General features: G+C 64.8%; 18 protein-coding genes. 11 read left to right on the top strand and 7 right to left on the bottom strand.

The window, feature by feature from the left end; translation table 11 throughout:
- Positions 1-192: 192 nt before the first annotated feature.
- From SALLO_RS15020 to SALLO_RS15015, 3 genes are all read right to left on the bottom strand, one after another.
- The gene (locus SALLO_RS15020) at positions 193-1,956 is read right to left on the bottom strand and encodes a dynamin family protein (RefSeq protein ID WP_022834985.1); all 1,764 of its coding nucleotides are present in this window, start codon (positions 1,954-1,956) and stop codon (positions 193-195) included.
- A 44-nt stretch (positions 1,957-2,000) separates the two neighbouring features.
- Positions 2,001-3,371, bottom strand: a complete 1,371-nt coding sequence (locus SALLO_RS0103765) for a tryptophanase (RefSeq protein ID WP_022834984.1) — start codon at positions 3,369-3,371, stop codon at positions 2,001-2,003.
- Between the two features lie 99 nt (positions 3,372-3,470).
- A complete protein-coding gene (locus tag SALLO_RS15015) occupies positions 3,471-3,764 on the bottom strand; it encodes a NifU N-terminal domain-containing protein (protein ID WP_169577877.1) in 294 nt (97 codons plus the stop codon).
- 14 nt (positions 3,765-3,778) lie between these two features.
- On the opposite strand from SALLO_RS15015, the gene SALLO_RS15010 reads away from it, so the two are divergent.
- Positions 3,779-4,531, top strand: a complete 753-nt coding sequence (locus tag SALLO_RS15010; RefSeq protein ID WP_084696137.1) for an NUDIX hydrolase — start codon at positions 3,779-3,781, stop codon at positions 4,529-4,531.
- Between the two features lie 92 nt (positions 4,532-4,623).
- Here the strand turns inward: SALLO_RS15010 and SALLO_RS0103750 are convergent, their stop codons facing one another.
- Positions 4,624-7,011 (bottom strand): TonB-dependent receptor, encoded by a 2,388-nt coding sequence (locus SALLO_RS0103750; RefSeq protein ID WP_022834982.1) that lies wholly within the window; start codon positions 7,009-7,011, stop codon positions 4,624-4,626.
- 181 nt (positions 7,012-7,192) lie between these two features.
- The gene (locus SALLO_RS0103745) at positions 7,193-7,381 is read right to left on the bottom strand and encodes a hypothetical protein (RefSeq protein WP_028566869.1); all 189 of its coding nucleotides are present in this window, start codon (positions 7,379-7,381) and stop codon (positions 7,193-7,195) included.
- A gap of 479 nt (positions 7,382-7,860) precedes the next feature.
- On the opposite strand from SALLO_RS0103745, the gene SALLO_RS0103740 reads away from it, so the two are divergent.
- Positions 7,861-8,325 carry a hypothetical protein gene (locus SALLO_RS0103740; protein WP_022834980.1) on the top strand — a complete coding sequence of 155 codons (465 nt, stop codon included), beginning with the start codon at positions 7,861-7,863 and terminating at the stop codon, positions 8,323-8,325.
- 150 nt (positions 8,326-8,475) lie between these two features.
- A complete protein-coding gene (locus SALLO_RS0103735) occupies positions 8,476-11,535 on the top strand; it encodes an AAA family ATPase (RefSeq protein WP_022834979.1) in 3,060 nt (1,019 codons plus the stop codon).
- A 61-nt stretch (positions 11,536-11,596) separates the two neighbouring features.
- Here SALLO_RS0103735 and guaB read toward each other — a convergent pair whose 3' ends face one another.
- On the bottom strand, positions 11,597-13,111 hold the full coding sequence (guaB, locus tag SALLO_RS0103730) for an IMP dehydrogenase (RefSeq protein ID WP_022834978.1): 1,515 nt from the start codon (positions 13,109-13,111) through the stop codon (positions 11,597-11,599).
- 13 nt (positions 13,112-13,124) lie between these two features.
- Complete coding sequence (locus SALLO_RS0103725) at positions 13,125-13,880, bottom strand: pseudouridine synthase (RefSeq protein WP_022834977.1); 756 nt, start codon at positions 13,878-13,880, stop codon at positions 13,125-13,127.
- Between the two features lie 270 nt (positions 13,881-14,150).
- Between SALLO_RS0103725 and SALLO_RS0103720 the strand changes: the two genes are divergently transcribed.
- From SALLO_RS0103720 to miaB, 8 genes are all read left to right on the top strand, one after another.
- Positions 14,151-15,152 carry a nucleoside recognition domain-containing protein gene (locus SALLO_RS0103720; RefSeq protein WP_022834976.1) on the top strand — a complete coding sequence of 334 codons (1,002 nt, stop codon included), beginning with the start codon at positions 14,151-14,153 and terminating at the stop codon, positions 15,150-15,152.
- Positions 15,153-15,194: 42 nt separating this feature from the next.
- Entirely contained in the window at positions 15,195-15,740 is a 546-nt protein-coding gene (locus SALLO_RS0103715) for a spore maturation protein (RefSeq protein WP_022834975.1), read from the top strand.
- Positions 15,741-15,969: 229 nt separating this feature from the next.
- Positions 15,970-16,395: a DUF6916 family protein gene (locus tag SALLO_RS15005; RefSeq protein WP_022834974.1), complete on the top strand. Its 426-nt coding sequence runs from the start codon at positions 15,970-15,972 to the stop codon at positions 16,393-16,395.
- Between the two features lie 47 nt (positions 16,396-16,442).
- On the top strand, positions 16,443-16,955 hold the full coding sequence (locus tag SALLO_RS18865; RefSeq protein ID WP_022834973.1) for a phage tail protein: 513 nt from the start codon (positions 16,443-16,445) through the stop codon (positions 16,953-16,955).
- Positions 16,956-16,966: 11 nt separating this feature from the next.
- Complete coding sequence (locus SALLO_RS0103700; protein WP_022834972.1) at positions 16,967-17,500, top strand: phage tail protein; 534 nt, start codon at positions 16,967-16,969, stop codon at positions 17,498-17,500.
- 12 nt (positions 17,501-17,512) lie between these two features.
- Positions 17,513-18,013 carry a phage tail protein gene (locus SALLO_RS0103695; protein ID WP_022834971.1) on the top strand — a complete coding sequence of 167 codons (501 nt, stop codon included), beginning with the start codon at positions 17,513-17,515 and terminating at the stop codon, positions 18,011-18,013.
- Positions 18,014-18,051: 38 nt separating this feature from the next.
- Positions 18,052-23,571, top strand: a complete 5,520-nt coding sequence (locus SALLO_RS0103690) for a Calx-beta domain-containing protein (protein ID WP_022834970.1) — start codon at positions 18,052-18,054, stop codon at positions 23,569-23,571.
- A gap of 259 nt (positions 23,572-23,830) precedes the next feature.
- On the top strand, positions 23,831-25,282 hold the full coding sequence (gene miaB, locus SALLO_RS0103685; protein ID WP_022834969.1) for a tRNA (N6-isopentenyl adenosine(37)-C2)-methylthiotransferase MiaB: 1,452 nt from the start codon (positions 23,831-23,833) through the stop codon (positions 25,280-25,282).
- The last annotated feature ends 79 nt before the right edge of the window (positions 25,283-25,361 follow it).

Here is a 25,361-nt window from a genome sequence, read left to right as displayed (position 1 = left end):
TTCCGTCTCCAGATCGACGTGGGGACCGACAAAGAGCTCCCCAGCGATGTCCGCACCCGCCTCAACGACGTCTTGCGGCCCGTTGCAGAGGCGTTGGAGGTATAGCGTATGCCGACCCTAACGTTCTACTCACCTGGGCTAATGTCTACAAGGTTCTTAAGCGAGAAGCCGATCCAGTAGATACCGAACTGTTCACACGCGGGGCGCGCCCACCTCGTCGCGCACGCGTGTGCGGAGCGTCTGCAGCTCGTCGGCAATGGACGTGTGGGCGGCCGTAGCCTCCGCCAGGGCTTCTTGCTCCTGCGCGACGGCCGCGGCAAAGGGCTGCACCATCTGCCAGACGCGCTCCAGGGCCTCGTCCACAGATCGGTCGAGGCGGGCGCGCAGGGCGTCCTGCACGCGCCCTTCCAGGGCGGCGATGCGCTCAGTAAACGCCTCGATGGCTTTGCGGCGTTGCCGGGGCAAGATGGTAGCGCCGTACAGCGCAGCGGCCGCGCCGGTGGCCAGCCCCAGCCCGCCCAGGGCGTCGACGGTGCTGGTAATGAGCAGCACAATGCCCAGCCCGCCCGCGGCGGCCGCGCCCACCCCGGCGCCCACGGTAAGCGTCGCGTCGTCGTAGACGTTCTCCACGATGCGTTGCACCTCGTGCTGCACGTTGTGCGTGCGCAGCTCGCGCGCGGCGGTGTCCATGATGCCTTCCACCAGCGCCTTGCGGTCGTACGACATCTGATCGCTGCCCAGCGCGTCGGCGCGTTGCGTGGCGGCCCGCACGCGCTCGGCAAACGTGCGCAACAGTCGCTGTTGCAGGCTCATGGTTTGGGTTAGTACGTCGTCTACGGCGTCGGTTACCACGTGCTCAATCTGACGCGTTGTTTCGTCCACCACCTGCTCCTCAAACCGCGCCTTGAAGGCGTCCTTGTTGCGCAGCAGCTGCAGCCGGCTGACGCGAATATGGTCGTCCAAAAACTGCGTGCCGCGTCGCCGCACGTGGGCGAACACATCTTCGATGGCGGCGAGATGCTGCTCGTATTGCGCTTCGAGGGTGGTGCGCGCGTCGTCGAGGTGGCGTTCCATGGCGTCGAGCGTGTCGGCGTCGTCGCTAAGCAGCGCGCGGCGCTTGGTGAGGCGCTTGTCGGTTTGTTCGAGGAGGCGCTGGCCCGTTTCGAGGGGGGCGGCGAGCTTGAGCGCCACCTGCTCGGGGCCCGCTAGGGTATCACGCAGAAAGGCTTCCAGCGCCGCAAAGCCGCTCGGATGCTCCGGGTCGATGGGGGTGCCGGCTTGCTTCGCCCTCCACGCGGCCCGCGCGCTCACAGGCAAAATACGCGGGGTGGTGCCTAGCAGCTCGCCCAGGTTCGTCTCCAGATAGTCGATGACCTGCCGGAGGTCGTCGGGCGTCTCGGCCAAATCCGCCTTGTTGAGCACCACCACGAGGCGGCGGCCCCAGTCGTCGCGGATGTAGGCCAGAAACTGCCGCTCGGAGTCGGTGAGCGGGCGGTCGAACGACGTGACGAAGAGCACGAGGTCGGAGCGCGGGACGAAGTCCTCGGTGATCGTTTGGTGCTGCTGCACGATGGAGTTCGTGCCGGGCGTGTCGACCAGGGTGAGGTGCTGGAGTAGCTCGGCCGGGACGCGCCGCTCGGTCACAAATTCGCTGAGTTGCCGCGTGAGCGGTTCGTCGCCGTGGCGCAGAAGGGTAATTTTGGCGGTTGTGGGCACGGGGCCTTCTTCCATCACGCGCGTGCCGAACAGCGCGTTCATCACGCTCGACTTCCCGGCGTTAAACTCGCCCACCACCACAACCAGGAAGAGGTCGCCGAGGTGCGCAATCATGTCGCGGAGCTGGGTGCGCGTCGCCTCGGGCGCCTCGGTGGCCACGAGCAGGTCGTGCAAGCGCTCCAGCGCGTGCTCTTCCTCCGTCAGGAGGGCGCGGGCGGCGTCGTGTAGCAGGGGCGTCATGGGCCGGGGGCGTTGGTCGGGCGTTGGGGAAGGCGGCGCGGCGCTTAGGCATCGCGCGGCGCAAAGTGTGCGGTGAAGTGGCGCAGCTGCGGCGGCTCTTTGGTGATACGGTAGCCTGGGAGCTGCTCTTTTTGGGCCTGCACCTCCTCAAAGCACTCAATGACGTAATCGATGTGGCTCTGGGTGTACACGCGTCGCGGAATGGCCAGCCGCACGAGCTCCATGGCGGCGGGTGCTTCGGACCCGTCGGGCTGTTTCCCGAACATGACCGAGCCAATCTCGCACCCGCGAATGCCGCCGGCCAGAAAGAGCGCCACGGCCAGGCTCTGCCCCGGGTAATGCAGCGGCGGGATGTGCGGCAGGAACGCTTTGGCGTCGACGTAGACGGCGTGGCCGCCCACGGGTTGTACGATGGGAATGCCGCGGTCGGTGAGGGCGTCGCCAAGGTACTGCGTGGAGGCGATGCGGTAGTTGAGGTAATCCTCACGCACGACCTCCTGCAATCCGATGGCGATGGCTTCCAAATCGCGGCCCGAGAGGCCGCCGTACGTCGGAAAGCCCTCCGTGAGGATCAGCTGGTTGCGGGCCGCCTCGGCCCATGCGTCGTCGTTAAGGGCAATCCAGCCGCCCATGTTCACCAAGCCGTCCTTTTTGGCGCTCATGGTCATGCCGTCGGCATGGCTAAACATCTCGCGGACGATCGCCTCAACCGACGTGTCGGCGTAGCCGGGCTCGCGTTGCTTGATGAAGTAGGCGTTTTCGGCGAAGCGGCAGGCATCGAGCACAAAGGGCACGTCGTAGCGCCGGCAGAGCGCACCGATGCCTTCCAGGTTGGCCATGGAGACGGGCTGCCCGCCGCCGGAGTTGTTGGTGATGGTGCACAGCACCAGCGGAACGTCCGCGGCGCGCGCATCGAGCAGGGCCTCCAGCCGGTCGAGGTCCATGTTGCCCTTGAAGGGCCGGTCGAGGGCCGGGTCAAGGCCATCGGCGTGCACGAGGTCGCGGGCCTCGGCGCCGGTGGCCTCAATGTTGGCCCGCGTGGTGTCGAAGTGCGTGTTGCTCGGAATCACGCGGCCCGCGCCGCCCACGAGGCCCATCAGGATCCGCTCGGCGGCCCGCCCCTGGTGGGTGGGGATGACGTGCTCGAACGGCATGAGCGCCTTCACCGCGGCCTCGAAGCGCTCGTACGACGGCGAGCCGGCGTAGCTCTCATCGCCCCGCATCACGCCGCCCCACTGGTCGGCGCTCATCGCCGCCGTGCCCGAGTCGGTGAGCAGGTCGATCATCACGTCTTCCGAGCGCACGTCGAACAGGTTGTAGTGCGCCGCTTCCAGAATGGACGCGCGCTCCTCGCGCGTGGTGAGGCGAATCGGCTCAACGGACTTGATGCGAAAGGGCTCAATGATCGTTTGCATACAACCGCGGGATTGGTGGACAAAAGGCGGGCGTTCAAGGTAGCGCTACCGGCGGCCGTTGGCAAGCTGCCGGAAGGCCGCGCGGCGGGCAACGGGCCATCAGCCGTCGTCCTCGTCCAACGTAACATCGAAATGATCGGCCAGCACGTGCTTCACCTTCGGGAGCACGAGCGCCCACTCGGCCGCGGGCTGCTTGCTGACGGTGAGGAAGTCGGGCATGATGAGGACGGAGGTGACGCCCGCCACGTGCAGCAGGCGCTCCGCAAGCGGCGTGTCCTCGGCCTCGTCGAGCGACGCGGCCGCTACCATGCCGTCGTCTATGAACGGGCCAAGCGTCGTGGTAATCTTGAGGCTGTTGGGGTTGGGCGTGGATTGGGTGACAAAGTGCGCCATGATGTACGCGGTGGGTGAAAGAAACCGAAGCATCGCCTCAACCCGCGGCGCCCACAATCGTTCGGGGCGGAGCCGTCGTGGAACGGCGGGCGGTGCCGGTCGTGGAAGCGGCCGAATGCGTCTGTGCCCTTCCCAACGACCGTACGGCCGTGCTTGCCTTCTGCCTGAGTGCTACGCCGCCTGCCCGCATCGCCCGTGCGGGCTTTGTTGCCGACGCGGTGCATCCAACGCTTGCTGCGGCCCAGGCGGCTGCGGCTGCGGGGCAGCGCATCGTTGTGGTAGACGGCACGCCGGTGCCCCCCGGCGCCCGCATTGCACCTGGGGCGTGCCAGAACATCGCGCCCTTCCGCCCTCCGATTGCGGTTGCGGCCGGCGGCGGGTACGTTACGTGCCGCCCGGCGCCCCAGGAGCTGGCGCTGCTCCTCATCTACCGGCGCGGCGTGTGGGATTTGCCGAAGGGGAAGCAAGACCCGGGCGAGACGCTCCGCTCCTGCGCGGCCCGCGAGGTGCGTGAGGAGGTGGGGATTACGGCGCTCACCGTGCACGAGTCGCTGGGAACCACGGTGCACGGCTACGCCCAGGACGAGGCGTACGTCGTAAAGACCACGCACTGGTACCGCATGGAAACGCCCGAGCGCTCCTTCCGGCCCGAACGCTCTGAAGGCATCCGGCGGGTGGCCTGGGCGCGGTGGGCGGTGGCGCGGCGGCATATTGGATACGACACCCTCGCGGCCCACATGGATCGCGTGGCGGACACGCTATTATAGCTCGGCGACGGTACACACAAAGCGGCGAGCCCCCGTCCGGGTGGCCCGCCGCTTTTAGCGCTGTCCTACGTCCAGGGTTAGCTGCTAAGCTGCTAGAACCGGTAGGTGACGTCCGCGAAGAACACGCGCCCCGGCTCGGGCACTTGCTGCCCGGTGTACGGATTGCTCGCGTTCAGGTGGTCCACGTACGCGGCATCGGTGAGGTTCGAGATGCCGGCTTGCAGCCGCACGGCCGCCGCGCCCCCACGGGCCTGCCACACCGTCACGCCGCCGGTGACGTCAGCGGTCATGTAGCCGTCGGTGGGCGATTCGCCCAACGCGAGGGCCACGCGGTCTTGGGCGGCCACGCCGGTTACGGTGCCCTCCACAAAAAAGCGCCCCGCGGGCGGCTCATAGCGCAGCCCAAGGCTGGACCGAAACGGCGCGATCCCAAACGCGGGCTGGTCGGTGGTCTCGTTGCGTCCCCACAGGTAGCTGGCGGTGCCGTGCACGTCCAGCGCACGGCTGAGGGCGTACTGCAGCCGCGCCTCGCCGCCGTAGAAGGTGGCCGTTCCGTTGACGTAGCGGAAGGGCCCCGCGGCAAAAATAGGGAGCGGCAGCATGGGGGCGACGCCGGGCGCGGGCGCGAGGGTGATGTAGTTGTCGATGCGGCGCGCAAAGGCGCTGAGCTGCACCGCGGCCCGCGCATACCGTCCGGTGAGCTCGGCATCGACCTGCCACGAGCGCTCCGGATCGAGCGTGGGGTCGCCGATGAATTCGGCGCTCGTTTGGGCTTTGTTGGACGGAAAGCGGTCGGCGTAGCGCTCTAGGGCGCTGGCGGTGCGTACGGCCGTGCCGCCGCTCAGCGCTGCCGTCCACGCGTCCGCAAGGGGCGCGCTTAGCATCAACGCCCCGCTCACGTTCACCTCCTGCTGATCGAGCGCGGCCCGCGTGGTGTTCGCAATGTCTAAGAACACGTCGCTCACCTGCGACTCGTCGGCGCCGGCCCACACCACATCGGTGCGGACGGAGGCGGTGGCTTCCACCGAGCCCATGAGCTGCTTGGCCTGCGCAAACACGCCCACGTCGGTCATGGTAACGCCGGGCCATACCTGGTCGCTTTCGTAGAAGGGCGGCGTCATGCGTTGCCCGTTCATGACCACCTGAAACGGCCGTTCGGCGTCGCGGAGGGCCTGGTACGCGTCGCCGCCCAGGGTGAGGCGGAGGGTGGGTGTGGGGGCCAGCTCGGTGGCCACGCGCCCGCCCACGGTCGTGATGTCGGCATTCACCGTAATCCGCAACGGGGGGCCGGGGAAATTGATCGATTCGAAGGTCGGCTTGCCTTCGTTGTTCATCGCGTGCAGCGTCTGGTAGGCGTAGGCTTGCGCCTTCACCGAGCGCACCAGCCCGCGGGCCGCGTCGTACGAGTAGCGCAGCTGCCCCCGGCCGGATTCAAAAAAGGTGGCGTTGAGCAGGCGCCCCGGGTAGCGCACATCGTCTTGCCGGTTGTACCCGCCCGAAAGCTCCAACTGCGACCGCTCGCTCCACCGGTAGCCCACGTGCGCCGTGGCTTCGCGGCTCTGAAACGCAGCCGGCACCCGCGTGCCCGACCCCGTCTCGTAGGCCCCGCCGTCGCGCCACGCGCCGTTCACCCGATAGGCCCACTGCTTCGCATGGCCGGCCGCCGTGGCAGTGGCCTCGTAGGCGTTGCGGTTCGTGTCGTATCCGGTGTGTACCTGTCCGCTGAGCGGTGCAGGCGGCCCCTGCCACAGTCCGCTCGTGGACACGCGCACCGCGCTCATGCTGCCGGAGCCCAGGGTGAGGGCGTACGGGCCCTTCACCACTTCAATTTGTTTGATGGTGGCCGGATCGGAGTGGCTGAGGGGCGAGTCCATGCGGGCGGGACCGGCGGGAAAGGTGCGCATGCCGTCGACGTACACGCCGAGCTGCGGCCCGCGCAGGCCGCGCACTACCGGATCGAGGCCAACCGGGCCGCGCCGCACGGCCGATACGCCCTGCAGCTGCCGCATCAGGTTACCCACGCCGCGCGGGTTGGCCTCTCGAATCTCCGCCTCGGTGAGCTGCGTCTGTGGCGTGGTGGCGCCGCGCTGCGCCGTAATCGTGACGACGTCGATGCCTACGGTGCGAGGCCGTAGGGCGAGCGCTATCCGCGTGGTGTCGCCGGCGCGGATGGATAGCGAGCGGGCGGCGGGTTGGTAGCCCACGTACCGAACCCGAACGGTGTAGCGTCCGGTGGGCACGCGCGCCATGGTAAAGCGGCCGTTGGTGCCGGTAGCGGCCCCGCGTGGGGTGGCGGCGAGCTGCACGTTGGCGCCCACCAGCGGATCGCCGGTGGCGGCGTCGCGCACGACGCCCGTGAGCGTGCCGGGCTGTTGGGCGTTGGCCGTGGGCGGTAGGCCGAGAAGCGAAAAGATGCAGGCGAATAATGCAAGCGAATACGCGAAGCGCGAACGCTTCGCCGTAGCAATCAAATGCGTCATGGGAAAATCAGGCAGTCGTGGATGGGTCGGACTAGCGCACGCGCGGAGCGATGCGGCCCATCGCCGTACACGACGGACGCGGTGGGGCATCGCACGGGGCGCGTGCACATACGTGGCCCTGCGCTTTGAGCGCGGGCGGCGGTATGCGAAGACGTTCGGCGGGGCAATGCCCGGCCGCGCATCATCCCATCCAGGGCGGGTGGCCCCACGGTGCCGGGTGGTGCTGCGAGGTGAGGGGGACGTGTGTTGCGTGATGCCGGAGCGGCCGCGCATCATCGGCCCGCACGGATGACACGGGCGCCGGGATGGCGCGGAGCATCACGGGCGGCGCTGCGGCCAGCGACGATCCCATGTCGCACGAGCGCAGCATAGGGCAGGGCGCATCCGATGCATCGTCCTGCATCGCCGCGCACCGCGGACATGCCGATGCTTGGTGGGCGTCGATCAGACAATAGCCGCGATCGGCACAGGGGCACGTGTTGGTGTGGCCCGATGCGGTGGGGAGCACATGGCGCCAGCCTGAAAGGGCCGGTCCTTGCAGACAGAGCAGTCCGATGAGGAGCGCGACGAGGCTCCCACCCAATTTCCGAATATGTGAACGGAAGGGCTGCATAACAAACGCTTAGGCATTAAGACACGCTGTGCAATGCCCGGTGCCCACACAAGTTCGAGAACATGCCGCGAATCGAACCGGCCGGCGGGGCGCGGTCGGTCTGCCGCAAAGCGTTGCGATCCGCTTGCAATTGGTGTTGCGTAGATCGAATCTATAGGAGCGATGTCCCGTTAAGGAACGCGTTACGAAGCGGCACTCTTCGCTTCGGTACTGTTCTACGATTAACCACGTCTGATATGAACGTCGAACGACTGGAGTCCGTGCGGCAGGCCATCGTGCACTTTCCGAGCCGTTTTTGCGCGGGGCAATGGGCGTTTGCCCGCAACGCCCGCGCGGTGCTGGCGCATCATGCGCGGCCCGAGGGCTTTAAGTGCTGCATCGCGGGGCACGCGCTGCTGCAAACGGATGCGTTCTCCGAGCGTCGCCTGCTCAAGGCGGGCGGCTTTCACACCGGCGGCTGCCTATGGAACGCCGCGGCCCGCGCGCTGGATCTGACGCCCCCGCAGGCCCGCGAGCTCTTCTTCCCGAGCCAGTGGGACAAGCCGTACAAGCAGGACTACTACCTTTGCGGAAAGGACGAGGAAGCGTCCATCGCCGGGTCGTACATCGACTACTTTATTGGCAAGCATGCGCCGAAGGCTCGCCCCGCGCCCTCCGAGGCGGCCGCGTCCGTTCAGGATGTTGCGCGCGTCGCGGCTTGATGCTGTGGAGCGGGCGCCGTCCCCACTGGGGGTTCAGACAGCGCCCGCCCAGAAGCGGTTGCCAAGCGCGGAGCCGTTCGGGGCGCAACCGCGGCGGCCCGCGGTCGTACGGGAGGCTCCGCATGTCTTGCATCGACGCTGCACAGGCGTATGATACCGGTTCGACTCCAACTCAAAAACTTTCTGAGCTACGGCACGCAGGCCCCGGCGCTCGACTTTGATGCCTTCGATGTGGCCTGCCTCTCGGGCGGTAACGGCGAAGGAAAGTCGGCCCTGCTCGATGCCATGACGTGGGCCATCTGGGGCGAGGCGCGCAAGTCGAGCGGGCGCCGCAAGCCCGACGAGGAGCTCATCCGCATCGGCACGCGCGAGATGCGGGTGGACTTCACCTTCGACCTGGAGGATGTGCGCTACCGCATCACGCGCACGTTCGAGCGGTCGGCTACGGGCAAGACGACCACCTCGGGGCTGGAATTTCAGCTGCAGGAGGAGGGCAGCGATACGTTTCGTCCGCTCACGGCCGAGACGCAGCGGGCCACGCAAGAACGCATCGACGCCACGCTCGGCCTCACCTACGACACGTTCATCAACTCGGCATTTTTGCTGCAGGGCCGCTCCGACGAGTTCACCAAAAAGAGCGCGAGCCAGCGCAAGGAGATCCTGGTGAACGTGCTCAACCTGACGCGCTACCGGCTGATGCGCCAGACGGCCCACGAGCGCTACAAGGAAGCCCGTGATCGGCGGCGGCGCGCGGTGGACGCCATCGAGCGGCTGGACGAGGCGCTTGCGGCGGTGGACGACTGGACCGAGGCGCGCGACGAGATGCAGGCAACGGCCAAGCGCCAGCGGGCCGCGCTAAAGGAGCAGCGGGCCAAGGAAAAAAAGCTGAACGAACGCCGTGTGGCGCTCGAAGCCAAAGCCGATGACGTGGCGGCCCTCACCGAGCAGATTGCCGCGCTCGACGAACGCATCGCGAGTCATGCGGAGGAGATTGAGGAGCTCGACGAACGCATCGCATCGGCCGATGCCCTCATCGACCAGGCCGACGCCATCCGGGCCAACATGGATCGCTACACGGAGCTGCAGGAAGCGCGCGACACCCTCGACGAAAAGCGCGACCTGCACCGCGGCCTAGAAAAGCAGATCGACCAGGCCAAGCAGCGGCTCCGCGAGAAGCGCCAGCAGGTGGAGCAGGAGCTGAAGCAGGCCGAGATGGACCAGAAGCGCCAGCAGGAGAAACTAGACGACCTGGAGACGCGCCTGGCAAAGCGCCCGCGCTATCAGTCGAAGCTGGATGCCGCCGCGGCGGCCGCGGAGCAGGTGGAGGCGCTTCAGGAAAAGAAAGCCGAGCAAGAGCGCTTGAAAGAGCAGCGCGAGGCCTGCACGCAAGCGATCAACGAACAGAAGCGCGCGCTGCAAACGCGGCTGGAAGGCGTGCAGGAGCAGATTCAGAAGCATCAGACGGCGCTCGATGCCACCGACGCCCTCTCGGAGCGCCTGGAGCAGTTGGAAGCACGTTGCGCGGAGCGCGAGCAGCTGGCGGAGCGGCTGGAGGATTTGCGCGAAGAGGGGCAGGCCCTGAGCGGCGCCGTCCAACAAACCGAGGCGGCCCTTGCGGCCAAGCGCGAACAACGCGACGAGCGCCGCGCGCAGGTGCAGCAGCTCCAACGCACCGCGGCCGAGGCGTGCCCCACCTGCGGCACGCCCCTGACGGAGGCGCATCGTGAAGAAGTGGCCGCCGCGTTGGAAGCCGATGTTGCAGAGCTCACGGAAGAGATGGAGGCGCTAGCGGCCACCCTCGCGGAAAAAACCGAAGCCCGCGACACCCTCCGAGCCACCTACAAAGAGACGAAGGCCGCGTACGACGAACGGAGCGCGGCCCCCGAGCGGCTCGCCACGGCGCGCGAGCAAGAACGCCAGCGGTCGCAGCACCGCACCGACCTGTCCGCGGCCCGCGAAAAGGCGGAACGCATCCGCACCCAACTCGCCGAGCAAACCTACGCCGCAGACGCCCGCGAGAAGCGCGCAGCGGTCCAGGACAAGTTGCGCAACCTGTCGTTCGACGAAGCGGCGCTGGAGAAAGCGCAAGAACAAGCTGCCCAGGCCGACGCCTACCGCGAGCGCCTCAACGAGCTGGAGGAGCTGGCGGGCCGCCGCGAAGAGATCGAACGCGACCTGAAGCAGCGGGCGTCGCGCCTTGCCGACCTCCGCGAAACGCTTGACGAAGGCACGCCCTTTCAGTCGTTGCAGGACCGGATCGCCACGCTCCAAGAGCAGCTCACCACGGTGGACTTCGACAACGAACGCCTGCGTGCCGTCAAGGAAGAGCTTGGCACCCTCGACGATGCGCCGGCACGCCTGACGGCGCTGGAGAACGCCCGCTCCAATCGCAGCGAGTGGTCGGAGCGCCGGGCCCGGCTGCGCGAACAGCGGGCGTCCGACCAGGCCGAACGCACCGAAAAGGCCGAGGCGAAGGAGGCGCTGCAGGAGGAGCTGCGAGCCCTCGACGACGTGAAGGCCGCGCAAGAAGAGCGGGCCGCGGCCGTGGAGGCCGCCGAGGCGGCGCTTCAGGAGACGCAGCAGCGCCTCGGCCAACTCAACGAGCGACTGGAGCAGGCAGCCCGCGACCGTGAGGAGCGCACCGCGGCCATCGAGCGCCGCGACGAAGCCAAAAAAGACCAGCAGATCTACAGCCACCTCAAGCAGGCCTTCGGGAAGCACGGCATCCCGTCGCTCATCATCGAGGACACCCTGCCCGAAATTGAGCGCCGCACCAACGAGCTGCTCGACCGCCTGACGGATGGGCAGATGAGCGTGCGCCTGCAGACGCTCAAAAACAAGAAAAGCGGCGGCACCAAGGAAACCCTCGACATCATCATCACCGACGAGAAGGGCGCATCGCGGCCCTACGAAACATTCTCGGGCGGCGAGAGCTTCCGCGTCAACTTTGCACTGCGTATCGCGCTGGCGCAACTGCTGGCCGAGCGCAACGGCGTGCGGGTGCGCACCCTCATCATCGACGAGGGGTTTGGCACGCAGGACGAGGAGGGCATCGAACGCCTGGTGGAAGCCATCCAGACGGTGCAGGAGGACTTCGCGAAGGTGCTCGTCATCACGCACCTAGAGCGTCTCAAACAGGCCTTTCCGGTGCGCATCGAGGTGGCCAAAGACCCGGCGACGGGGTCGAGCTTCGAGGTCGTGGGGGTATAGCCAAGCGGCGCCGCAGGGCAAGCGACGCCGCCTGGACGGAGCACCACCGCGCCGGGAGCGGTCAGTTGTTTTGGGAGAAGTAATTGGGCGACTCCTTCGTGATCTGGATGTCGTGCGGATGGCTCTCGCGCATGCCGGCGGCCGTGGTGCGCACGAACTGCGCGTTTTCGTACAGCGCGTCAACGGTCTCGCAGCCGCAGTAGCCCATCGCCGCTTGCAAGCCGCCCGTCATCTGATGGATGACCTCGCCGAGCGTCCCGCTGTAGGGCACGCGGCCCTCAATGCCTTCCGGCACGAGCTTCTTCAGGTCGTCTTCGGCATCCTGGAAGTAGCGATCCTTGCTGCCCTGATCCATCGCGCTCACCGATCCCATGCCGCGGTAGCTCTTGTACTTGCGGCCCTCGTAAATGATGGTTTCGCCCGGGCTCTCCTCGACGCTCGCGAACAGTCCCCCGATCATGACGGAGTGCGCGCCGGCGGCAAGGGCCTTCGGGATGTCGCCGGTCTGCTTGATGCCGCCATCGGCGATGATGGGCACGCCCGCCGCGCGGGCCGCTTCGGCGCATTCCATAATGGCCGTGAGCTGCGGAACGCCCACGCCCGCCACAATCCGCGTCGTGCAGATAGAGCCGGGCCCAATGCCCACCTTCACCGCATCGGCGCCGGCGTCAATCAGGTCGCGCGTCGCATCGGCCGTTGCCACATTGCCTGCAACGATGTCGATTTCTTCGCCAAAGCGTTTGGCAATCGCCTGCACCGTCTCAAGCACGCCTTCAGAATGGCCGTGCGCGGTGTCGACAGTCACAAAGTCGACGCCCACCTCGGCAAGGGCCTTCACGCGGTCGAGCACGTCGGGCGTAATGCCTACCGCCGCGCCCACGCGCAGCCGCCCGTGCTCGTCCTTGCACGCATTGGGGTGCTTGCGGCGCTTCCGGATGTCCTTGAACGTGATGAGCCCCTTCAGGAAGCCCTCGTCGTCGACCACCGGCAGCTTCTCCACCTTGTGCCGCTGCAGGAGCTGCACGGCCTCATCGAGTGTAGTGCCCACCGGTGCGGTGATGAGCCCTTCGGCGGTCATCATCTCGTGGATGGGCGTTTCGGGATCGTGCTCGAAGCGCACATCGCGGTTCGTAACGATGCCCACCAGCTTGTCGGAGGCATTCACCACGGGCACGCCGCCAATCGAAAACTCGGCCATCATGCGGCGGGCGTCGCCCACCGTGTCGTGGGGCGAAATCGTAATCGGGTCGAGGATCATCCCGCTCTCGGAGCGCTTCACGCGGCGCACCTCGGCGGCCTGGGCCTCAATCGACATGTTTTTGTGCAGCACCCCGGCGCCGCCTTCGCGGGCGATGGCGATGGCCAGGTCGGCCTCCGTCACAGTGTCCATGGCGGCCGACAGGATGGGCACGTTGAGCGTGATGTTGCGGGAGAGGCGCGACGCCGTGTTGGCCGTGCGCGGCATCACCGATGAGCGGGCCGGTACGAGGAGCACGTCGTCGTAGGTGAGGCCCTCGGTCTTAATCTTCTGATTCATCACGTCGGGCGTGGCGGAGGAAGCGGTGGGGGAAGCCATAACGGGAAAGCAGTTAAGAATGATTGACGCGACGGTAGAGGGCGTCCACTTCGCCGGGGTGCAGGCGGCGCCATTCGCCCCGCGCGAGGCCGTCGCACGTGAGGCCCGCGTACTTCACGCGTTCAAGCTGCGACAGCTCATGCCCAAGGGCTTCAAACATGCGCCGAATCTGGCGGTTGCGCCCTTCGTGGATCTCAAGCGCGATGCCGTGCGGATCGTCGTTGCGGATGTAGGCGACGCGGTCGGCCGCGGCGCGGCCGTCGTCGAGCGATACGCCGCGTTGCAGGCGGTCGATGAGGTGCGGCTTGAACGGCTTGCGCGTGCGGGCGAAGTAGATTTTGGAGACCTCGTAGCGCGGATGCATCAGCTTGTGGGCCAGGTCGCCGTCGTTGGTGACAAGCAGCGCGCCGGTGGTGTTGCGGTCTAAGCGGCCCACGGGGAAGAGGCCGTCGGGGTTGTCATCGGGCACGCCGATGACGTCGAGCACCGTGTCGCGATCCTTGGGGTCGTCGGTGGTGCTGATCGTATTTTTGGGCTTGTGCAGCAGCAGGTAGTCGAACGGCACCGGCTCCACGACCTCACCGTCGACGCGCACGGTTTGCCCGCTCTGCACGCGGGTGCCGTGCTGGGTGACCACCTCGCCGTCCAGGGTGACGCGGCCCTCGGCGACGAGCGTGTCGGCATCGCGCCGGGAGCAGTAGCCCGTGTGGGCGATGTACTTGTTGATGCGGGTGCCGGCCTGCTGCGAGGCCTGATGCGGGGATCCCATAACACAATACCAGACGGAAGTTGACGCGCGTATTTGGTGTACAAAGACTGAGCGCGTCGATCGTGCCGCTAGAAAACGATGAAGTTACGCCCTGCGGCACCAACGCCCGCGTTGATTCGCCACAGCCGGTGTTTGCGTGCACACCCAGTCGTGCTATCGTGCGTTCATTTGCATTGTCCGCGGCGCGTGGTGTATCATGAGCAACGCCGCACGGGCCGACGCCCACGTGTGCTGCCCTCCGCTGTTCGTTAGGTACGTCTTCTGCGTTCAATGCTGAACTACATCTGGTCGGGACTCATCATCGGGAGCTTGCTCTTTGCGCTGGGCACGGACATTCATGAGCTGTCCACGGATCGATTCCGCAACGGCGACTCCCTGCCCGTGACCCTCAGCTTCCCCGAGGGGTACAGCCCCGAGGCCCGCCGCCAGTCGGTACGGGTGCGCCTCGCTCCCGCGGCGTACAAGGCGCACTACGGCGTGCAGGCCACGCCCGACACCGCCGGATACGCCGGCGTGTTGGTGCAAACGAAGGACGGACGCCAGGTGCAGTTTGGCGCGGAGGCATCCCTTCCCGCCCCGTTGGCCGATATCAAAGAAGCCACCGCAACCGAAGACAACCCGGCCCTGCGGGGCGTAGCCACCGCGTGGCCCGCGCTCGAACGCGGCGCCAAGGCCGCCGTCACGCAGGTGCGCTTCGATCCGGTCCGCTTCCGCAAGCTCAACGACATCGCCCAGGCCGCCCTGTCCTTCGCAGAAACCGCCGCCTCGCTGGCGCTCAGCCTCATCGGCGTGCTGGCGCTGGTGCTGGGCCTGCTCAAAATCGGTGAGGAAGCCGGCATCATCTACAGCCTCACGCGGGTGGTGCAGCCCGTGCTGCGTCCGCTGTTTCCGGAGGTGCCCAAAGACCACCCGGCGCTGGCCACGGTCTCGCTCAACCTGCTGGCCAACGTGTTTGGACTGGGCAACGCCGCCACGCCGCTGGGCATCAAGGCGATGGAAGACCTGCAGTCGCTGAACCCATCCGAGCACACCGCCACCAACGCCATGGTCATGCTGCTGGCCATCAACACATCGAGCGTGCAGCTTGTGCCGCCGGTGCTGCTCATCGCCATCATGGGGCTGCAGATCAACCAGCTCGTGTTTTCGATCATTCTGGCAACCACGTTCTCAACCATCGCGGGCATCGGGGCGGCGTACGTGCTCAGCCGATGGCCGCGCTTTGCCAAAAGCAATCCGTTCACCGCGTCCCCCGATCCACCGGCAGACGCGTAGGCCTCCGCTCGCTTTCCCCTCTTGTTTTGTTATCCCACAGCCATGATTGAATTTATCCGTCAGGCCATCAGCGTCCTCTCGTACTTCGTGCTGCCGGCCATCCTGGTGGGCTTTCCGGTGTACGGCCTCGTGAAAGGCGTACGCGTCTACGAGGTGTTTGTGGACGGCGCCAAGGAGGGCTTCGATGTTGCGGTGCGCATCATCCCGTACCTTGTGGCCATCTTGTTCGCCATCGGCATGTTTCGGGCCTCGGGGGCCATGGACTTCCTGGTGCAGGCCCTCGATCCTGTGCTGGCGTGGATCAACATACCGGCCGAAGTGCTCCCTATGGCGCTGATTCGTCCGCTTACCGGCTCGGGCTCGGCCGCTATCGTGGCGGATATGATCCAGCAGTACGGCGAGGATTCCATTCTGGTGAAAATGGCCGCGACGATGTTCGGCTCAACCGAGACTACATTCTACGTCATTGCCGTGTACTTTGGTGCTGTCAACATCCGTGAAACGCGCCATGCAGTACCCGCGGGCCTCTTTGCCGACCTCGTGGGCGTGCTGGCGTCGGTCTACGTCGTACAGCTCTTGTTTGGTTGAGCCCTGTCTGAAAGTTCTATAGAAAGTACAGCCGGTCAGGCATCGATTCTGTGCACAAGCTTTAAATATCTGTTATTGCGAAAAGACTTGGTAGTGGGTTTTGAAGTGGAATGGAAATGCGTTTGCGCTTTGTAACGTTTAGATGTACTATGGATGGCCAGCACTGGTAGATGCTTCCCCTGTGCGTCCCCATCCGCCCTGACCGTTGTCCCCCCTTGCTCCCTCGTCTATGATTCCCCGCCGCTACTTTCTGCAAACGAGCTTGGCGGTTTCAGGTGTGCTCATGACAGCGCCCCTGCAAGCAAGCGCACGAACCGCCGCCTATACCTATTCCGCCGCCGTTATGAGTCAGCAACTGGTTCGATCTGATTTTGCACCGCATACCGATACGTCTTTCAAAGTGGTGAGCGATCAGGGCGTGCTGACCCTCACCCTGCGTTCCATTGAGGACCTGGGACGTGAAGCCTCCGATGCGTCAAGCTCGGAGCACCAGTTCAGTCTTCTTTTCGAGGGACCGGAAGCACCGGTCTTGCAACAGCAAACCTGTCGCCTTAAGCACGCGGAGATGGGTGAGCTCGCGCTTTTTCTTGTGCCTGTGCAGGGCGGTGGGGCCAAGCAACGATACTATGAGGCCATTTTCAATCGCCGCGTTTAGCGCAAGAGCCGTATCACCCATGCTTTGTCCAAGTTGCAGCGTGAATCATGTCTGAACCATTTGTTGGCGAAGTTCGGATCTTCGCCGGTACGTTTGCGCCCCGCGGGTGGGCATTCTGCAACGGTCAGTTGCTGCCCATCTCCCAGAATACGGCGCTTTTTTCCTTGCTCGGAACCACGTATGGAGGCGACGGCCGAACCACCCTTGCCCTTCCGGACCTCCAGGGGCGGGCGCCGATGCATCCCGGTAGGGGGCCAGGGCTAGCTGATCGTCAACTTGGAGAGGCAACAGGGACCGATGCCGTTGCGCTCACGAACGATCAGATGCCACGTCACACGCATGAAATGAAAGGCATCCCGTTTCCTGGCAATGCCGCACGCGGTGGGGCCTTTGCCAAACCCGCTGACGGCACGCCGTTGTATCGCGATGGGGCCTCCAACGCTACAATGGGCGTCAATACCACCACAACGGGCGGCGGGCAGGCCCACAACAACCGACAGCCGTACCTTGCCCTTCATTTTATCATTGCCCTTGTCGGGCTTTACCCTTCGAGATCTTAGCTCTGCCGTTTATGTCTGAACCGTTTGTCGGAGAAATTCGCATGTTTGCGGGCAACTTTGCCCCCAAAGGGTGGGCCTTGTGTGACGGCCAGTTGCTCGCCGTTTCGCAAAATAATGTACTGTTCTCATTGATCGGCACGCTCTATGGCGGCGATGGGCGCACGACCTTTGGATTGCCCGATTTGCGCGGCCGTGTGCCGGTGCATGCGGGCAATGGCCCGGGCCTCACCGCGCGACGGATGGGTGGGAAAGGGGGCGTCGAGGAGGTGCAGCTGACCTCCAATCAGCTTCCGGTGCATGACCACGTGCCACAAGCCTCAGGCGATAGTGGACGTCAATTCACCCCTGTGGGTAACGCCCCGGCGTCGTTTCAAGGGGGCCTCGCGGCTTACGGAGAGGCCGCAACATACAACTTTCCGCCCGAGAGCATGGATTCGAGTGCCCTGCAGGCGGAAGGCGGCGGGCAACCGCATACCAACATGCAGCCTGCGCTGTGTCTGAACTTTATCATTGCACTCTCCGGCATTTATCCTTCTCGCAGCTAAGGCGCACCGATTATGTCTGAACCGTTTCTGGGCGAAATTCGACTCATGAGTTTCAACTTCGCGCCGCGTGGATGGGCGCTGTGCAATGGGCAGATTTTGCCCATCAACCAAAATCAGTCGCTATATTCGTTGCTCGGGACGACCTATGGGGGCGATGGTCGTACATCGTTTGCGTTGCCCGACTTGCGCGGACGCGTGCCTGTGCATGCTGGTGCCGGCCTTTCGTTGGGGGCGAGCGGCGGCACGGAGGCCCACACCCTAACCGCGGCCGAAATGCCACCGCATGCGCATGCCTACGGCGGCCAAAGCAACGCGGCCACAACCGATGACCCCATCGGGGCCGTCTTTGCCGAAACCCGCACGGATTTCTACGCATCGCCCGACAATCGGCGTTCGATGGCCGCGGGCGGCGTACAGCAGGCCGGCGGTGGGCAGGCGCATACCAACATGCAACCGTTTTCGGTTGTCAATTTCTGCATTGCCTTGCGCGGCCTGTTCCCGTCCCGAAGCTAGCGCATCCACTACTCCCCACTCCTCACCCGATCTTTTTTATGTCACGCACGCTGTCGGCTGTTTTTGGCTGTGTCTTGTTGCTTTTAGCTGTGCCTCCGGCGCAGGGGCAAACCGGTTCGCTCATTCAGGACCATGCGGTGGTAAGCACGGCTCCGAATGGGCTTTCTTTTTATGGGGAGCGCGTGGTTGCTGTCGGGGATATTGACGGCAATGGGGTGCGCGACTTAGCGGTGGGGGCCCCGGCCACGCCGTACAATGGGCAGAGCTCCGTTGGGGCGGTGGTCCTCCACTTTATGCAGGCCGATGGCACCATCCGTGACACGGCAACGATTGACGCCACCGACATGGGCGCGGCGGTGCTGATGCCCTTTGGCACGATCGAGCCTGCCTTCGGCTCTGGGATCACGTCCATCGGCGATGTGGATGGCAATGGTGTGCCGGATCTGGCGATAGGCGCCTCGGGCGACAAAACGCTCGACATCAATCAGGATGGCGTGAGCGACTGTGCTGACGATGGCGCGAACACCTTCCCGCCGGGCGCGGGCCCCGATGACATTGCCTGTAATGGCAAGGTGGGCGCGCTTTACATCGTTCGCCTAAACAGCAGCGGCGATGTGCTGGGCTTCGACAAGTTCGATGATACGCATCCGCTCCTTACGCTGGATCGCCGGAATACGAGCAATACGCCCAATACGGGGTTTGGCGGGGCCTACTTTGGAGAAAGCATCAGCGCACTGGGCGACGTAGACGGTACGGGTGGCAGCATTACCACGCTTGCGCTGGGTACGCGGCGTCTTATCGATGACGGAATCACACAGGGCAGTCAGTCGCCGGGCGGTTTCGTTCTTGCCCAGATTGGCTGGAATGGAGGGGCGGCCGAGCTGACGGCGGCTCAAACCGTTGATAATTCGGTGCTCGACAATGCTGGATTGACGAACGTGCCGGCAGGAGCCCGCTTTGGTCAGTCGGTGGCCGCGCTGAACGATTTGGATGGCGGTGGTACCCCCGAGTTGCTGGTGGGTGCGTACACCGACGACCTTGGGGGAACGAACCGAGGCGCGGTCTATCTCGTCGACCTCGACTACGATAATGCGGCGAATACGTTTAGCATCGACCGGCATACGCGGTTTGGGGACGGCGTTGGGGGCATTGCGCTCGATAGCTGGCCCAGTAATTCGAACTTTGGGACCTCGATCGCTGTGGTCGATGACCTGGATGGAAATGGCACGTCGGAGGTGCTGATCGGTGCGGAAGGCTGGCATCCGTTTGGTGAGCCCGCCAACGATCAGGGGGCGGCCTACCTGCTGTACACCAACGATTTGAATGCGGCGCTGGATGGCACGACCTCATTGGTGCGTTCACTTTTTGCCCTTCGCTCGGGCACGAACGGGTTCAACCCGTCGCCCGCGCTCGCAGCAGGCGATTTGTTTGGAAGTGGCGTTGCAGCCGTCGACCTGAACGGCGATGCGGTGCCCACATTCTACGTGGGGGCCCGCAGCACGTCCTTCGATCCACCCTCGGGGCGGGTGCACCGCCTGTCGGTGGCGCCAGTTCTTGAGCACACGCTGGCGCTTACCGCGCGCACCGACAATGGCAGCAGCACGGCTTCACGCAGCGACAACACCCTCGATCCGGGCGATGTGGTCACGTACACCATCACTGGGGCTAACAACAGCTACGTGGGCGTTGCCAATGGCACCGTTGATCTCCCGCTTGATCCGAACCTGACGCTCGTGCCGGGCTCCATTACAACCAACGTGGGCACGGTCGCTTCGGGAAATGCTACGGAGGCCACGCTCACGCTCGAAAATGTTGTGCTACCGGCTGGCGCGGTGTATGGCGGCACCGCGCCCACCACGCTAACGGTCACCTTCCAGGCGACGCTTGCCGACCCGTTTCCGTCGACTACAGCGGCGCCAACGCTCAGCGTGCAGTCGACGGTGGACACGCGTGAAACGGGTGCCATTCCGTCGCGGCCGTCTAGTGGAGCCGCCGTGGCTCCTACGGTCACGGCCGTCGATGCGGCGCCCCTTCTCATCGCAACGCGCACCGATGCGCAGGCATCCGATGCCGATGGGGACGGCCGGGTCGATCCGGGCGAGGATGTGACGTTTACGACGACACTCACAAACACCGGCGATCAGTCAGCAAGCGATCTTACGCTAAGCGAGACGTTGCCAGGCGCGGTGACGCTGGCTAGCGGGCAGGCCAACACGTCGCTGGGAACGCTGAGTGGACAAGCCATCGGCGCGACGGCTCCACAAACGACCCACGACTTCACGGTCACAGTTAACGATCCGCCCGAGCAGCCGGCGGGCAGCACGCCCTACGTCAATCAGTTTAGCAGCCAGGGAACGATTGCGACGTCTACGTTCGACGTGGCAGACCTCGTCACCGATGACCCGGCAACCGCAGCCGCAGATGACCCAACCACTGTGGCGGTGCCCACGGCCGAGCTCGTCCTAACGCAGGCTGCAGACGATGCACGCCCGCCGCTCAATGGCGCGGTAGCGCTCACCCTCACGCTTACAAACAACGGCCCCGATGCCGCGACGGGCGTCACCGTCCGCGATGCATTGCCCAGCGGCCTAGCCTTCCAGTCGGCGACCGGCGACGCGGCTTCAAGCTATGATCCTGCCAGCGGCGACGCGGTGTGGGATGTGGGCACGGTGCCCGCCGGTGATACGCGTACACTTACGATCAACGCGACGCTCACCACCACGGCCGCGGTTACAAACAGTGCAACCATCGAAACTGTAGATCCGCGGGACCCGGTGCCGGGCAACGAGGACGCCAGCGTGACCCTTGAAGCCGAAACGGTGGATGTGGCGCTTACGGCCGACGTGCCTGCGCAGGCGACGTATGGTACCGATCTGACGTACACGTTGTCCCTAGACAACACGGGCAACGGCACCGCGACTGGGGTTGAGGTTACGGCACCGCTTCCGGGTGGGCTGGACGTCCAAAGCATTCGTGGCACGAACGCAGCGAGCTACAATCCGGCGGGGGGCGATGTCGTGTGGACGCCCGGACCGGTGCCTAGCGGTGGTTCGGCCGCGCTTCAGGTGACCGTACGTGTTGCCGCGCCGTCTGCCGATCAGCAGGTCACGGCAGAGGTGACCGCCCTCGCGCCCCTGGATACCGACTCGACGCCCGCGGATGGTCAAGGCGATGACTACTACAGCCAAACGCTCACGCCGCAGCAGGCCGCCTTGTCGCTTAGCGGGCCGTCGGACGTGGCCGAGGGCACAGGCAGCACGCAGGCGCTCACGTACACGGTCACGTTGTCGGAGCCGCTGGTGTACGACGTCACCGCCGCCTATGCAACCCAGGACGGTACGGCCACGGCCGGCGCGGACTTCGCCAGCGCCTCGGGTACGCTCACCATTCCGGCCGGAAATACCACCGCATCCGTAGATGTGACAGTGCAGGGCGATGCGACATTTGAGCCCGACGAAACGTTTGCCCTGACGCTCGCCAATCCGTCCAATGCTACGATCCAAACCGGAACGGTGACAACCACGCTCACCAATGACGACGCGGCGCCGCAACTTACGGTGCAAGATGTGTCTGTGATTGAGGGGGAAGGGGCGCAGTTTATCGTTACCCTCGATGCCCCGTCGGGTACCGCAGCTACGGTCGACTATCGCACACAAGGTGGCACGGCCACGGCGGGCAGCGACTACACGGCGGTCAGCGGTACGCTCACCTTCCCGGCGGGCACTACCGAGCAAACGGTACCGGTGGCCACAGCCGATGACGCATCGGACGAATCCGCGGAAACCTTTGAGCTCGCACTCACCAATCCTTCGGGCGCCCAAGCGCCCGCTGCGCCTGCTACAGCGACAATTGAAGACAACGACGCCGATCTGTCGGTTGCGCTGGCTGTCTCAAACGCGACGCCCGCCTACAACGAAGCCATCACGGTGACGCTGTCGGTGACCGGCGGCCAAACCGCAACGAGTGATGTTCGCATTGAGGGCGCGCTTCCGAGCGGGCTGTCGATCGATCAGGTGCAAGGCGACGGGGCGTGGAGCTACGATGCGGCTACAGCAACCGGTACATGGACGCTGGCCACGCTGGGCGCTGCCGAAACCAAATCGCTAACGATCGAAGCAACCGCCCAACTCACGTCCGATGCTACGCTTACGTCCGCCATTGTGAGCCAATCGCTGAACGACCCTGTCGCCAACAACAACAGCGACTCGGTGGTGCTAACCGCTCCCTCGGCCGACCTCTCCCTCGCCGTATCGGGCAGCGATACCACGCCGGACTACGGCACGTCGCAGGTTGTAACGTACACGCTCACGAATGATGGCCCGAGTGCAGCCGCCGACGTATCCGTTTCGGTGCAAGGCCCCAGCGGGCTGTCCATCAACAATGTGTCCACCGCCGCAGGCACGTTCAGCGGAGGAACGTGGACCCTCGCGTCGATTGCAAGCGGCGATGCGGTCACGCTCTCTTTTACAGGTGTGGTGAACACAAGCAGCCAGGTGACCACCAATGGTGCCGTTTCGGCTGCGGCCGTGCGCGATCCAGACTCAACGCCCGGGGCGGGCACGGGCGAGGACGACACCGCGTCGCTCGCCCTGGGAGTCCCGGCGGCCGACGTCTCGCTTGCGCTTACGAGCAGCGCCTCCAATCCACTGCCTGGCGAACCGTTTACCATCACCCTCACGCTTACCAACGACGGTCCGGGCGGAGCGGGCGACGTGTCGACCGCGTTCCCAGTACCCACCGGATTCACGCTAACGCAGGCCATGCCGAGCAGCGGAAGCTACAGTGCCGCAACGGGCGTGTGGCAACTTGGGCTGTTGGATGCGAGCAATACGGCTACGCTGGCGCTAACGGGCACGGTGGATAGCAAAGCGCCGTTTACGAGTGTCGCGGAGGTGACGGCAGCGGGGCCCACAGATCCCGATTCGGCTCCGGGGAATGGCGTAACCACGGAAGACGACTACGCGACGCTGCAAACGACGCCGCTGCCCGTGGAGCTCGTGTCGTTCCGGGCCACGCAGCAGTCACAAGGCATCGGACTTTCCTGGAAGACAGCGAGTGAGACAAACAACGCGGGGTTTGCCGTTTTGCGCCGCGTGGGCGGCGACAGCACCCACGCATTTACGCGCATCGGATTTGTCGCGGGCGCCGGTACGACTACCGCGCCCCACACGTATCGCTTTGTTGATGCCGAGGTGCCGTTTGCTGCCGCAAAGGTTGCGTATCGCCTCCGGCAGGTGGATACAGACGGCCGTGCGTCGCTCGTTGACCCGGTGATTGTGGAGCGGGCGGCGCCCACGCGCGTAGCGTTGCATGCCAACTTCCCCAACCCCTTCCAGCAACAAACGACGCTGCGCTACGAGCTTCCGGTTGATGGTCCGGTGCGCGTGGCCGTGTACGATGTGCTTGGACGCGCCGTTCGCGTGTTGGTGAACGATACACAGACGGCCGGCCGCAAGGAAGTCACGTTTCGCACGCGTGGGCTTGCCAGTGGGGTGTACTTTCTACGCCTCACCACACCGGCTGCCGTCCGTACGCAACGAATGACCGTGGTGCGCTAAGCCGTCGCGGTGCACTGACAACGTCACACCGGCATCCCCATTGACGATTGGGGTAGAAGGAGGCATCAACCCTCACGCATCTACTTATGTCTGTTATTGCAAGATGAGCAGATACCAGTTATAGCAGTAATGCGATAGCCTTCTTCCCGTAAATCTATCGCCCCACGAGGGAACGTTATCCCCCGAGCCAGAATGAAAGGACACCTGGTACACCCATTCCTCCTATCGCCTCGTCGAATTCCTGGACGCAGATTCTGCCATGCAACCTATTCAAGACATCGACATCTTGGACGAAGACGTTGACCGGGCCAAGCCGCTCGCGCGCGAGGCCACGGGCCAGCAGATGGTTTATCTGGAGACCTACGGTTGCCAGATGAACGTCTCGGATTCAGAAATTGTAGCGTCGGTGCTTGAGGAGCATGGCTATGGCCTCACCCGTGACGAGGCCGAAGCCGACGTGGTGCTCATCAACACGTGCGCGATCCGGGAAAATGCCGAACAGAAGGTGCGCACCCGCCTGGGCATGCTGCGTGCACAGAAGCGCGACGCGAAGCGCGACCTCACACTTGGCGTGCTGGGTTGCATGGCCGAGCGCCTGCGGGAAAAGCTTCTGGAGCAAGAAAAGCTCGTAGACCTCGTGGTGGGGCCCGATGCCTACCGCGACCTGCCGCGCCTCCTCCATGAGGCCAATGAGAGCGGGCAGGCGGCGGTAAACGTGCAGCTTTCGAAGGAGGAGACCTATGCCGATGTGTCGCCGGTCCGGTACGCATCCAATGGACTCTCTGCATTTGTCTCCATCATGCGCGGCTGCGACAACATGTGCTCGTTCTGCGTTGTGCCGTTTACGCGGGGCCGCGAGCGCAGCCGTCCGGTGACCACCATCCTCTCGGAGGTCGCGCAACTCGTGGAAGACGGCTACAAGGAGGTGACGGTGCTGGGCCAAAACGTAAACTCGTATCACTTCGCGCAGGACGGAACCGCAGTCAGCTTTCCGGAGCTGTTGCATCGCATCTCGCTCGTATCGCCTGAGCTTCGGATTCGCTATTCTACGAGTCACCCGAAGGACTGCTCGGATGAGCTGCTGCATGTGCACCGCGAGCGGCCCAACATCTGCAACTACATTCACCTTCCCGTACAGCATGGCAACACCGAGGTGCTGCAGCGCATGCGCCGTACCTACACGCGCAAGGAGTATCTGGCGCTCATTGAGCGCGCGCGGCGGATTTGTCCGGGCATCAGCTTCTCTACCGACATCATCGCAGGCTTTTGCGGCGAGACCGAAGCACAGCATGAAGACACGCTTTCCCTCATGAAGGAGGTGCGCTACGATCATGCGTACATGTTTAAGTACAGCGAGCGCCCCAATACGTACGCAGCGCGCAAGTACGAAGACGACGTTCCGGAGGAGGTGAAGCAGCGCCGCCTCGAAGAGATCATCACGCTCCAGCGTGGGCACGCATTGGAGAGCAACAAGCAGGAGGTTGGGCGCACGCACGTTGTGCTGGTCGAAGGGCCGAGCAAGAAAAGCGACGAGCAGTTCTTTGGGCGCACCGATACAAACAAGGGCGTGGTGTTCGACCGGGAGGACTATCAGGCGGGCGATTACGTCCGCGTACGCATCGACGACTGCACCTCCTCCACCTTGCTGGGCACAGCCCTTGAGCGCACCACACTTCAGGAAGCTGCGCAGACGGAGACCATCGTGGCATAAGGAGGGCTGCGCATGTATGATCGACGATGCTGGATCGTCGGTGCTGGAGTATTGATTCTGTGGGTGGCATGCGGCTTTG

Origin of the sequence: Salisaeta longa DSM 21114 (assembly GCF_000419585.1) — a bacterium.
Lineage (GTDB): Bacteria > Bacteroidota > Rhodothermia > Rhodothermales > Salinibacteraceae > Salisaeta > Salisaeta longa.
This window is presented reverse-complemented; position numbering and strand designations above follow the sequence as displayed.